Below are 12,326 nucleotides of genomic sequence, written 5' to 3'. Positions count from 1 at the left end.
CCACCATGCCCACAACCACCACCGTCGACGGGTTGAAGAACCTCGTCGGCACCACACTGGACCCCAGTGACTGGTTCGAGATCACCCAAGACCGAATCACCACCTTCGCCGACGCCACCGACGACCACCAATGGATCCATCTCGACCCGGAACGGGCCCGCACGGAAAGCCCGTTCCGGCGTACCATCGCCCACGGCTACCTCACCCTGTCGTTGCTCAGCGTCATGTTCGCGCAGGTTCTCGAAGTTCAGGGCACGTCCCTGGCGGTGAACTACGGCCTGAACAAGGTCCGGTTTCCGGCCCCCGTCCCCGCGGGATCGAAGGTCCGGCTCAACGCCGAGATAATTTCGGCCCAGGACATCAACGCCGGAGTCCAGATCGTCTCCGCAGTGACCGTGGAATGCAGTGCCACCGACAAACCCGTCTGCGTCGCCGAACCACTCTACCGATACCACCGTTAAACCCTGTGCTCGAGACCGTGGGACAGTCCCTGACAATCGACCGGTAGGCGACGTCTCACAAGCCTGTCGCGACAGCGGTTCGACAGCCCGGCAGATTCCTCGCGAACCAGCCTCGGCGCCAGAATCCGTATGGCTCATGAAACATGCGCATTCTGGAGAACACCCCTTCGCGGAACCTACACAGCATCAGATGCACTGAGTCGGGACACCTCCGCTCTATTGGAGCGTTGTCCCATCCGGGGCGCTGCCAGCCGGTTTGCCCGCCCACCAGAACGATCTGCAGCGATCGCACCGTTCGCAGGTAGTGCGCGGACATGCCCGCAGCAAGCGGAAACAGGTGTGATTAGAGGGGCCTACTTACGCATGATTACCAGACAGTCAGTTCGTGGAGTTACCCAGGCCAGCATTAAGGCGGCTCGCAATAGGTGAACACCCCCGCGCTCCGGCTCCACCCCTCCGTTCATCCATCCATAGGGTGTTCACCCATCAACCTGGTTTTGGGTCACCTATGTGCCGCGATCCACGATTTCCGCCTGATCGGGCTCAATCTAGGACGTCAAACCCGGTCTACTAGCAACTGTCGTGTACCCGTTCGCCCAGAGTTTCGACCTCGGTGGGCATTCGCGCGCGCTATCGGTGCCGGGTGGGATCGGAATGCTGGTCCGGGGCGCGTTTATCTCCGCGTCGATCAGCCAGTAGGCGTGTACCGGTTCTATTCGGTTGCGAAGAAGGCCGCAACCTTTTCAAGTACTCGCGGTCCAAACGCAATTCGGAGTTCTCCTGGCGGAGCCGTTCGAGCTCGGCTCGCGCGTCGACGTCCGGAGCGCGGTCATGTTCAATGACGGAGCGCGCCTTCACATGGGCCACCCACTTGCCGAGCAGTTGTTCGCTGACCCCGCTCTTCTTCGCGACTACGCGATCAGACGTCCGGTCTCGATCACTAGACGGGCGGACTGCTCCCGATACTCCGGGGTGTACCGCTTGCGTTTGCCCGACATATGGACATCCTTCGCGCGGGACCTGCCGTCCCGTCAGTCAGGTGTCCCCGTCAGGGGTCAACTCCAGAGTTCTCTGCACGATGTCCGCCCTGGCTATGCTGTTCTCCCTGTAGATAGTGCAGCTAAACAGAAGCGGGAAACATGACGCAGCCAGCGCCCGGTTGGTATCCAGATCCATCCGACCCTGCAAAAAAGATCTATTGGGACGGCACCGCATGGTCCGCCCCTGTTGTCACGACTTCGGCGTCCAGCCCCGGACCAAGCAGGCAAAGAGCGGTTGCGATCGGCGTCTGTGTGCTCGTTGGCATCGGATTGGCGATGTCCATGCAGTCGGTCAGTCTCCTGACCGGCTCTGGCCCGATCTGGACAGGAGTCGGAGTCGTCGGAGCAGGCGTGGCTGTTGCTTTCTTCTTTGGTGCGGCGAAGTGGGTCCGTGTGGTCGCGGCAATCATCTTGGCACTCGCGCTTGTCAACGCTCTCTACATCGAGAACCAGATGTCGAACAAGCGCGACGAACTATCGCACATCTTCGACGACTAAATTGTCCGATGTCGCATGTTGAACCGTCCCGGGTTTGATGCCGCTTCCTTCCTTGAGAACGATGCCGTTGACAGTTCGCAGGGTGTGATCTGACGACCATTCAAGGTGTGATTACCGACTGGTCAGCCCAGCCACTCCGCTACCAACGCATCACAACCCGCAATAGGTGAACACCTCTCCATCCATCTATGCCCACAGACACATCGACCCGACCGACCCTCTCCTCCATCCGCCCGCCCGTCCCTCCCAATGCCCACTCCACCATCGATCCGTTCCATCCATCCCGCACAAAGACATCCATCTACGCGCAGCGCCCCAGGCCGCCCAGCATCCGTTCGGTCGGCTGGCTGGCGCATCCAGGCTGGCTGGGATGGCTCGGCAGTGGCCCCGACGCCGCCTCCTCTCCCGGTTCGGGTACTTTGCGGGTTGGCCGACCTGACCACCACACCGATGGGGTGCCCGTGGCCTCGCGGTACCAGACGCGACGGCGAGTTCATCGATTGGAATACCCCACCTCTGTCCAGCCTCCGGCACTCGTTCGTGGCCAACCACTCCGCGAGGATGTCCTGCACGGTGGGATCGACGATGCGGTCGGGATTGTTCTCGACAACCGGAAAGTACGCACCACACCACCGACGAGTTCGCCTGTGGCGCATGCCGAGCGCTCTCAGCGTACGTCGGAGCCGAGCCTACGTGCGCCGCGCCGCAGATCCGTGCTGGTGCGGTGCACGGCGAGGTCGGCGAGTTCCGGCGCGTGCCGCTTGACGATCTCCCGCATTCTCGTTTCCGCGAGGGGGCCGAGGTTGTCGTAGATCTCGACGAAGTGACGTCGTGCCGCGTCTCTGGGCCACGGGCTGGGCAGGACTTCGGCCGGCAGATCGGGATCGATGTCGGCGAAGCTTCGCCACCGGGCCATCACCTTGGTCCTGACGATAAGGGCGTCCGCGGGGGTGGTCTGCTGCTCGGTGACTCGTGTCCGCAGCCGGGCGGTGTCGGCCACGAAACTGTCGTACTCGCGAGCAAGTTCGGGCAGATCCCACGCTTGTACCGGGTCGCCGCTGAACGAGGCACTCTTCGTGATTCGGGCGCGACTGACGGTGGCGCGGTCGACACCGACAGTTGCCAGCACAGCGCAGGCTTCTTCGGTGAGATCCCACGGCGATACCCAGACGCCGTCGTAGAGGGATCCGAGGCCAAGCGTTCGCAACCGGGTGCGGAGGGTCCGCCTCAGCTCGCGTTGGTCCTCCGGTACGGAGAACATCACGAAGGTCCAGAAACCGTCCCAGGCCCGGTCTCCCGAACCGAATCGAAAGATGCGGGTGAGCCGTTCCATGGTCAGGTCCTCGGTTTTGGGTGGGACGCCGTAAAACGTGGTCCGGCCGACTTTCGAGACGGTGACGAGTTCGCGCGCGGCGAGTCGGCGGATCGCGGCGCGCGCGGCCTGTTCGGCCAGTCCGAATTCGGCGAGCAGGTCGACCAGTACCCGCGAAGGTAACGGCTCGCGGCGCCAGAACCAGTAGTCGCCCAGCAGTGTCGTCAGGAGGCGCTGGGAATTCTGGTACTGCGGTCGCATCGGGCTGTCACTCACCGTCACAGAGTATCGGTGGTGGTCGGGTGGTCGTCCTCCTACAAAGAGTCAAAAGAAAAGGATGCATACCAGTGCCCGTTCGGGGTAACATTTGTCGCGTATTGAGAAAGGAGGCCGCCCGCACAACCAGTGTTCACGGTGGCGGATCAGATTGACCTGCCCTGCGCCCAGTGAAGGGCAGGGGTTGTTTCCGCGCGCCCTGATGCCATTTGTCGATCCGGGGAGTATCGTCACTTTTATGACGAACGTAACGGATTCGCATTATGACGCCGCCGCTGGAGTGAAGGCGCAGAGCGTCCTGCTGACGGTCCTCGGCCGCTACGTGCTCGGCCGCGACGTCCTCGTCGGTACGTCGAGCGTCCTCGACGTCCTGACTTCAGTGGGCGTCGGCGAACATGCCACCCGCTCTGCGCTCGACCGCATGGTCAGACGCGGTCTCCTGACAAAGCACCGCCACGGACGACGCACGTATGTCGGACTCACCTCGCGAGCGGAAGCCATCTTGCAGGACGGCCACGTCCGGATCTGGCGCACCGGCGCCGTCGAGAGCAGCTGGGACGGAACATGGACCCTTCTCAGTTTCAGCTTTCCCGACTCCTGGCAGAAGCAGCGCCACGAACTCCGGGCACGTCTGCAGTGGGCGGGGTTCGGCTCCCTTCAAGGAGGACTGTGGGTTTCACCGTCTACACGCGATGTCACCGATGTCCTCGACGGTGTCGAGGGCAGTGACAAGGTGCGCGTGTTCTACAGCAGGGCCGAGTCCGGGATGGACGTGCCCGCAATGCTGCGTGACGCCTGGGACATAGCGGGTATCGCCGACCGATATGCGCAGTTCCTCGACCGATGGAACGACCCGGGCAGTCGTGCGGGCGGCGCGCTGGCCACCCAACTGGTTCTGGTCACCGAGTGGCTCGAGGTAATTCGTCAGGACCCTCGATTGCCACTCGAGCACCTGCCCGCGGACTGGCCCGCGGCGCCGGCGCAGCGCCTGTTCCGCGCGCTGCACGATCAGCTCGACCCGGTCGCCCGGATGGAAGCCGGAGAACGCCTCGATCTGCGGGCCACGAACTCGGAGGCGTAGCAACTTTCGTCATATCGTTGACGGAAGTCATGTATTGAACTAACTTCGTCCTTGTTGCACGCATCACTTTCCGGCTTCAGGGACTGTTGAGTCTCGGGGCCTCTCGACCACCAAGTGAGGGACCAATGAGGCTCACTCGTTCAAAGACCTTCTGCGCCGCCGTCGCGCTATCGGCGCTGGCGCTGGCCGGGTGTACGTCGATCGATCAGAGGACCGCCGACACCGAGAAGCTGTCGGGGCCGGGCGCCAACGCCGGCGTCCTGTACGACCAACTGCCGCAGGCGATCAAGGACAAGGGTGAGATCGTCTTCGCCGGCGACTCGCACCCCCCATACCGGACCGTCGGACCGGATGGCAAAACGCTCACCGGGATGGACCCCGACGTCCAGCAGGCGCTGTCGGGAGTGCTGGGAATTCCCGTCCGGACGGAGATCACCAGCGGTCTTCCCGCCATGCTCTCCGGGATGCTCTCCGGCCGGTATGACGCCTTCAACGGCCCTGTGAAGGCGACACCGGACCGGCTCGCACAATTCGACGGTGTCCAATGGTTGACCAGCCGCACCTCCTACCTCATCCCGATGAACGGGGGCATCGACGCCGAGAACGCCGACGCGCTCTGCGGGACCCGGTCCGCAGGGGTCGTCGGATCCATCACCGAGGAACAGGTCCACAAACTGTCCGATTGGTGCGCCGCCAAGGGGCAGCCGGGGGTGGAGTTCGTCGGTCTCGCCGACACCAACGCGACACTGCTGGCAGTGCAATCCGGCCGGGCCGATTCGGCGGCGCTGACACAGAGCGGTGCGATCGATACGGCAGCGGCGCAACCGAACACGTGGCGTACCGTCGCCCAAACCGAGGAGCAGGGCGCACTCGCCGACCAGCTCGTCCTCCTGACACCGAAGACCAATGAACTCGGACCGGTCTTCTACGAGGCGTTCAAGTTGCTGTTCGAGGACGGGCAGTACCAGGAGCTGGTGAAGAAGTGGCAGCTCGAGGACATCGCCATTACCGCTCCGGTTCTCAACCCCACCCCGGCCGCATGAACCCGCGCCTGTCTGCCCCCGTCATGTCCGAAGAGCAGGGAAACTCGATGACCGCCCCAGTGTCCGCGGAACCTCACACCAGACCGAGACCCGAAGAGTTCGACGTCGCCCGGGCCCGGCCACGCCTGCGCCCCGCCCGGTGGATCATCTCGGTGATCCTCCTGGTTCTGGCCGCCCAATTCGTCAACTTTGTGGTGACCAACGAACGGTTCGCCTGGGACATCGTCTGGGGCTACCTGTTCTACCCGACGGTGCTGCAGGGTCTCGCGATGTCGGTGTTCATCACCATCGTTGGCATGACGGTCGGATCGCTGTTGGGCATCGCTCTCGCGGCCGGCCATGCCAGTGACTTCTGGCCCGTACGAATCGTGTGCCAGGCCTATGTCGGCGTCTTCCGCGGCATTCCGCCGCTGGTGCAGTTGATCTTCTGGTTCAACCTGGCCTACCTTCTGCCGGAGATTTCCGTGGGAATCCCGTTCGGACCCACGTTCGGGTCGTGGTCGTCGACCGCACTGATCAGCCCGCTCACCGCAGCCCTGATCGGCCTGAGCCTGCACGAGGCCGCGTACATGTCCGAGATCATCCGGTCCGGGCTCGGCGCGGTCGATGCCGGCCAGCGCGACGCCGCACGCGCCATGGGTTTCACCCAGTGGCGGACCTTCTCGCGCATCATCCTTCCGCAGGCCATGCGCGTCATCGTTCCCCCGACCGGAAACCAGTTCATCTCGCTACTCAAAGGCACGTCCCTGGTCTCGGTGATCGCCATGACCGACCTCCTCTTCTCCGTGCAGCTGATCTACAACCGCACGTACCAGGTGGTTCCGCTGCTGCTGGTGGCCTGCATCTGGTACCTGGTCGTCGTCTCGCTGCTCACTTTCGTGCAACGCCGACTCGAACGCCGGTACGGCAAGGGCCAACGCCGTGACGAGGGCGCTACCACCTCCTGGCGCACCACATTTCTTCGAGGAAGGGCCTCGCGATGACCGACCGAACTACCCCCGTAGTCCGGGTGACAAACCTACGCAAGACTTATCACGGCACGACCGCGCTCGACGGAGTGGACCTCGAGGTAGCCGAAGGTGAGGTCGTGGTGATCCTCGGCCCCTCCGGTTCCGGGAAATCGACCCTGGTCCGCTGCATCGACCAACTCGAGAAGATCGACGGCGGCGCCATGTACCTCGACGGCGAACTGCTGGGTTTCGCGCAGCGGCACGGAGCCCTGCGCCCACTCACCGACGAACAGGTCGCCCAGCAACGACGACGCATGGGAATGGTGTTCCAACAGTTCAACCTCTTCCCGCACTGGACCGTGCTGCGCAACATCACCGAGGCGGCCGTCGCGGTCCACGGGTTCTCGCGTGAGGACGCCCGGGTCCGTGCCGAGACGTTGCTCGAGAAGGTCGGACTGCCCGACAAGGCGCAGGCCCACCCTCGGCAACTGTCGGGTGGGCAGCAGCAGCGGGTCGCGATCGCGCGGGCGGTGGCCACCCGTCCGCGAGTGTTGCTGTTCGACGAGCCGACCAGCGCACTCGATCCCGAGCTGGTCGACGAAGTGCTCGGTGTCATCAAGGATCTCGCCCGAGCCGGGCTGACGATGATCGTTGTCACCCACGAGATGGAGTTTGCTCGACAGGTCGCTGACCGCTGCGTGTTCATGGTCGCGGGCAAGGTGGTGGAGCAGAACACCACCGAAGAGTTCTTCGAACGCCCGCAAAGCGAACGCTTGCAGCGATTCCTGAGCCGATTCACCCAATCGCTGACAGCAAGCCGTGAGCGTGAACTCGTGAAGGAGTCGCAGTGAGCCGGACCTGCACCGTCATGGCTGTCGGTGACCTCGTCCTCGACGAGCCCGACCCCGCCTCTTACTTCGCGCCGAGCGCACACCTGTTCCGGTCGGCAGACGTGGCCATCGGGCACATCGAAGTGCCGCACTCGACCAGCACCGTGCAGGCGAGCACTGACGTGCCGGCCCCGCCGGCAGACCCGCAGGCGCTCGAGGCGGTGGCAGAGGCGGGGTTTGATGTCGTCACCCTCGCGGGAAACCACTTCTACGACGTCGGTACCGAGGGTGTGCTCGACACCATCTCCTACTCGCGCAAGGCCGGCCTGCGGACCGCAGGCGGAGGGGGGAACCTTGCCGAGGCCCGGGAGCCGGCTGTCACCGAGGCGGCCGGACTGCGCGTCGGGGTACTCAGCTACAACTGCGTCGGACCGCGCGAGTCCTGGGCGGCGTCCCAGAAGGCTGGCGCCGCGTATGTGAAGGTGCTCACCCACTACGAACTCGACTCCGCCACCCCGGGTGGACCGCCGACCGTCTACACGTTCGCGGCACCGGACAGTCTCGCCCAGATGAAGGCGGACATCACCGCGTTGCGACCCCAGGTCGACGTCCTCGTCGTCGCATTGCACAAGGGAATCGGGCATACCCCGGCGGTCCTCGCCGACTACGAGTCCCCGGTGTCCTACGCAGCGATCGACGCAGGCGCCGACCTGGTGATCGGGCATCATGCCCACATCATGCGCGGCATCGAGTTCTACTGCGGAAAGCCGATCTTCCACGGGCTCGGCAACTTCGTCACGGTCACCCATGCGCTCACCCCGGTCGGCGGAGACTCCGCCGAACGCCGCGCGTGGGCCGCCCGCCGACAGGAAATGTTCGGTTTCAGCCCCGATCCGGCGATGCCGTCCTACCCCTTCCACCCCGAGAGCCGCAACACCGCCGTCGCGACGTGCACCTTCGACGCCGACGGCCTGGTCGCCGCCGGCTTCGTTCCGTGCTGGATCGACGACGACGCGCGACCGGTGCCGCTCACCGCCGACGATTCCCGCACCGAGAGCGTCGTCGAGTACATCGAGACGATCACCCGCGCAGCCGGTTTCGACACCGACTTCCACCGCGACGGTGACCTCGTGATGGTCACCGCACCCACTGCACAGCAAAGGATCCGATAATGGCTCAGCGACCCCTCGAAGGGAAGGTCGTCCTCGACCTCACCACCGCACTGGCCGGGCCGTACGCGACTCTGCTCCTCGCCGGTCTCGGTGCCCGCGTGATCAAGATCGAGAACCCCGAGCGCGGTGGGGACGCCGCACGCAACAATTCGCCATACGTCACGCCGGACGGGTTGTCGGTGAAACGCACCAGCGCGGACGACATGTCGGTGTCGATGCTGTCTCGCGGACGCAACAAGGAGTCGATGACCCTCGACCTCAAGAACCCGCACGGCAAGCAGGTCTTCCTCGACCTCGCTGGGCAGGCGGACATCGTCGTCGAGAACTACAGTGCCGGTGTCACCGCGCGACTGGGAATCGACTACGCGGCCGTCTCCGCCGCCAACCCGAGACTGGTCTACACCTCCATCAGCGGGTTCGGCAGTCAGGGCGGCCCCGGCACCGGCAAAGCGATGGACACCATCATCCAGGCGCTCAGCGGCGTGATGATGACCGCAGGCAGCCCCGGCGACGCCCCCATCCGCTTCGGTCTACCCATCGGCGACCTCGTCGCGCCCTTGTTCGCCGTCATCGGCACCCTCTCGGCCGTCATCCAGGCTGACAGCACCGGTCGGGGACAGCACGTCGACGTCTCGATGCTCGGTGCGCTGACTTCCATGGTGGCCGCGGAGCCCTTCGACGCCTTCGAGATGATCGGACTGCCCACCCGCACCGGCGCACTCGTGCCGCGGCTCGCCCCCTTCGGCACCTTCGAGGCGGAGGACGGCTACTTCGCCATCTGCGCTCCCACCGACGGATTCGCGCACGGAGTCCTGACGGCGATCGGGCGCCCCGACCTGATCACCGATCCCCGATTCGCTCGGCGCGACGGCCGCGTCCACAATGCCGACGATCTCCACGCGATGATCGGACAGTGGGCGGCCGACAAGCCCCTTGCAAAGGTGATCACGGACCTCGAAAGCCACGGTGCGCCATGCGCGGAGGTTCGCTCGCCCCGCGACGCAGTGCGCGACCCCATCGTCGTCGAACGCGGTGAGGTGGTACCTCTGACACACCCGACCTACGGAAACGTGGTCGAACTGTTCGGAAGCGGGCTGCCGATCACGATGTCCGGCAGCGAGACCACGCTCGACCGTCCCGCGCCCGCGCTCGGTGAACACACGACCCAGATCCTGGCAGATTTGCTCGGGTACGACGAGTCGCACATCGCCGACCTCGTCGAGAGTAAAGCGCTGTGACGGCGTCCTCTGCGTCTTCGGCATCGTCCGCATCGGCGCGGCTGCGCAGGCGCTACGACAGCCGGCTCGATCGTGCGCGCGCCGCCGCGGCCGACGGGACGGCGGTGATCGGGGTCGTCGGAGCGGACGTGCCGCCCGAGATCCTCGAGTCCTGCGGTGCACTCGCGTACCGGCTGTCCAGCGTCGACCGGTCACCCAGTCCCGAAGCCGTCACGCTGCTCGGGGGTGCGGTCGACGCGACCGCCTACTCGATCCTCGACCAGATCCTCGCGGGGGACGTCGATTTCCTCCGCGGACTGGTCGTGTCGCGGGACAGCCAGGCGTCGCTGCGCGTGTTCTACGTACTGCGTGCGCTGGCGGCGCAGGGCCGTCCGGTGCCGCCCGTCCACCTGCTCGACGTCCTGCATCTGCGTCGGAAGTCGACGCGCAGGTACAACACGAGTCAGATCGCCGGACTCGCCGAGACCATCACGCTATGGACTGGCCGGCCGCATACGCTCGAAAATCTTCGTGCAGCACAAACTGTCCGGGCCCGCCTCGGATGCCGACTGGTCGAGGTCCGCGAACGACGGAGATCGGCCATCCCGACAGTGTCGGGTGTCGACGCCCTCCGGTTGTTCGCGCTCAGCCAGTCCGCGGAACCCACTGAGTGCATCGCACTGGCGGAGGCGTTGCTCGCGGACCCGTCACCGATCCCGGCGGGGCCGCGCGTCTTCCTCACCGGCAGCCCACACGACCACGACCACGCCTACGCCGCGCTCGAGTCGGCGGGTGCGCGGTTGGTGGGCGACGACCACAGCTGGGGTGATGCGGTGGCGGACCTGTGGCCGGTGCCGGCCGCAGGTGACGACCTCGACAGTGCCCACAGCGCAATCGCGTTGCATCGCCTGTACTGCGGGGTGATGGCGCAGACGTCGGGGTTGACCGACCGGGCCGGCTATAGCGCCGAGGGTGTGCGGCGCGCCGCTGCGGATGCGGTCCTGTCCCTCGTCCGCCGCAACGATCCCGCACCGGACTGGGACTTTCCCGCACTGGTCCGGGAAGTCGGTGAGTGCGTGCGCACGGAGAAAGTGGCCGGGGGTGGTCGTACCTGGCCGGACAGGGAACTGGGGGAAGCCCTCCAACGGCTGACCCGGGAAGATTGCGAGGTATCCGCACGATGAGCGCAGCACATACAGCGTCACCGGAGCGGCTGGCCGCAGCGACCGCGGCCACCGCCCGCCAGAAGGAGTGGTTCGCGCAGATGCGAGCCGAGGTGGCCGCCGGCGCCCCGCTTGCGCTGGTCAACGCGGACGCACCTCAGGAAATCCTGCGCGCGATGGGGATCCCGTACGTAGTCAACCAGTGGTGGGCGTCCGTCGTGGCCGCCAAACGGTTGGGCCCGGCGAGCCTGAACACCATTGCCGGGCTGGGCTATCCGGACGACTCGTACCAGTACGACGCGATCGGACTGGGATCGATGAACCTCCCAGCCGAGCAGGCGCCCTGGGGTGGGCTGCCCCGACCGGACTTCGTTATCGCCGAGAGCAGTGGGGACGCCACCCGGAAGGTGTTTGACCTGTGGGCGCAGCATCCGGAGACCGAGTTCTTCGCGTTCGAGCGATCTTCGGCGACCACTGCACCCGACAATTGGTGGGACCTCGTCCCGCATCGGTGGGATCAGGCGTACGCTGCCGACCGATTGGACCTGATGACCGACGAGAATTGGCAACTCGTCGAGTTCCTCACCGAACGCACGGGTCGGACGTTCGACCTCGACCGCCTCGCCGCCGTGATGGATCTGGTCAACGAGCAAGCCGAGTGGAACAGGCGGACACGGGACCTGATCGCGTCCTCCCGTCCCACTCCCGTTTCGGTCAACGACAGCATCCCGGCCGTGATGATCCCGCAGTGGCACCGCGGCAGCGAGTGGGCGCGCGACGCCGCACGCGCGCTCTATGAGGAGGTCGAGCAGGCCGTGTACGCGCGCCGGGCCGTATGCCCGGACGAGCGGGTCCGCCTCATGTGGATCGGACGCGGTCTCTGGTTCGACCTAGGTCTGTACCAGCGTTTCCAGGATAAGTACGGGGCCGTCTTCGTGTGGTCCATGTACCTGGCCATCGCGGCCGACGGCTACCCTCGCTACGGGGACGACCCGATGCGGACCCTCGCCGCCCGGTTCGTCGGGTTCACCGACCAGCTCTACACACCGCCGTGGTCGTCGCAGTGGTACGTGAAGGAGGCGCTCGCCCATGGAGTCGATGCGGTCGTCCACCTCGTGGCCGACGACGTGCCCGGGGGGACCTTCACCACCGCGGCACTCGAGCAAGCCGGAATTCCCGTACTCGAAATCAATGCCAGTAACGCGGATTCGCGCGGCGACACGGCGACGGTAGTCGAGAACGCGATCGGCGGCTTTCTCGAGAGGAGAGTCCTCGGCTGAGGC

General features: G+C 65.3%; 11 protein-coding genes. 10 read left to right on the top strand and 1 reads right to left on the bottom strand.

Annotated features, from left to right (window positions below):
* Positions 1–5: 5 nt before the first annotated feature.
* Together QM841_RS20705 and QM841_RS20700 are read left to right on the top strand one after the other, a co-directional pair.
* Entirely contained in the window at positions 6–461 is a 456-nt protein-coding gene (locus QM841_RS20705) for a MaoC family dehydratase (RefSeq protein WP_283333384.1), read from the top strand.
* A gap of 1,139 nt (positions 462–1,600) precedes the next feature.
* Entirely contained in the window at positions 1,601–1,999 is a 399-nt protein-coding gene (locus QM841_RS20700) for a DUF2510 domain-containing protein (protein WP_283333383.1), read from the top strand.
* 667 nt (positions 2,000–2,666) lie between these two features.
* Here the strand turns inward: QM841_RS20700 and QM841_RS20695 are convergent.
* Positions 2,667–3,587 (bottom strand): PaaX family transcriptional regulator, encoded by a 921-nt coding sequence (locus tag QM841_RS20695; protein ID WP_283333382.1) that lies wholly within the window; start codon positions 3,585–3,587, stop codon positions 2,667–2,669.
* Between the two features lie 238 nt (positions 3,588–3,825).
* Here QM841_RS20695 and QM841_RS20690 point away from each other — a divergent pair, with 238 nt between their 5' ends.
* The 8 genes from QM841_RS20690 (at position 3,826) to QM841_RS20655 (ending at position 12,323) form a co-directional block, all read left to right on the top strand.
* Complete coding sequence (locus QM841_RS20690; protein WP_283333381.1) at positions 3,826–4,668, top strand: PaaX family transcriptional regulator; 843 nt, start codon at positions 3,826–3,828, stop codon at positions 4,666–4,668.
* Between the two features lie 125 nt (positions 4,669–4,793).
* A complete protein-coding gene (locus QM841_RS20685) occupies positions 4,794–5,711 on the top strand; it encodes a transporter substrate-binding domain-containing protein (RefSeq protein ID WP_283333380.1) in 918 nt (305 codons plus the stop codon).
* Between the two features lie 47 nt (positions 5,712–5,758).
* Positions 5,759–6,694 carry an amino acid ABC transporter permease gene (locus QM841_RS20680; protein ID WP_283333379.1) on the top strand — a complete coding sequence of 312 codons (936 nt, stop codon included), beginning with the start codon at positions 5,759–5,761 and terminating at the stop codon, positions 6,692–6,694.
* Positions 6,691–7,512 (top strand): amino acid ABC transporter ATP-binding protein, encoded by an 822-nt coding sequence (locus QM841_RS20675; RefSeq protein ID WP_283333378.1) that lies wholly within the window; start codon positions 6,691–6,693, stop codon positions 7,510–7,512. Before QM841_RS20680 ends, QM841_RS20675 begins: the two co-directional genes overlap by 4 nt.
* The gene (locus QM841_RS20670) at positions 7,509–8,663 is read left to right on the top strand and encodes a CapA family protein (protein WP_283333377.1); all 1,155 of its coding nucleotides are present in this window, start codon (positions 7,509–7,511) and stop codon (positions 8,661–8,663) included. The genes QM841_RS20675 and QM841_RS20670 overlap by 4 nt, the downstream gene beginning before the upstream one ends.
* Positions 8,663–9,901, top strand: a complete 1,239-nt coding sequence (locus QM841_RS20665) for a CaiB/BaiF CoA transferase family protein (protein WP_283333376.1) — start codon at positions 8,663–8,665, stop codon at positions 9,899–9,901. The genes QM841_RS20670 and QM841_RS20665 overlap by 1 nt, the downstream gene beginning before the upstream one ends.
* Entirely contained in the window at positions 9,898–11,064 is a 1,167-nt protein-coding gene (locus QM841_RS20660; RefSeq protein WP_283333375.1) for a 2-hydroxyacyl-CoA dehydratase family protein, read from the top strand. The genes QM841_RS20665 and QM841_RS20660 overlap by 4 nt, the downstream gene beginning before the upstream one ends.
* Complete coding sequence (locus QM841_RS20655) at positions 11,061–12,323, top strand: 2-hydroxyacyl-CoA dehydratase family protein (protein ID WP_283333374.1); 1,263 nt, start codon at positions 11,061–11,063, stop codon at positions 12,321–12,323. Before QM841_RS20660 ends, QM841_RS20655 begins: the two co-directional genes overlap by 4 nt.
* Positions 12,324–12,326 lie beyond the last annotated feature (3 nt).

Source organism: Rhodococcus sp. IEGM 1307 (assembly GCF_030056915.1).
GTDB lineage: Bacteria > Actinomycetota > Actinomycetes > Mycobacteriales > Mycobacteriaceae > Rhodococcus_F > Rhodococcus_F opacus_D.
This window is presented reverse-complemented; position numbering and strand designations above follow the sequence as displayed.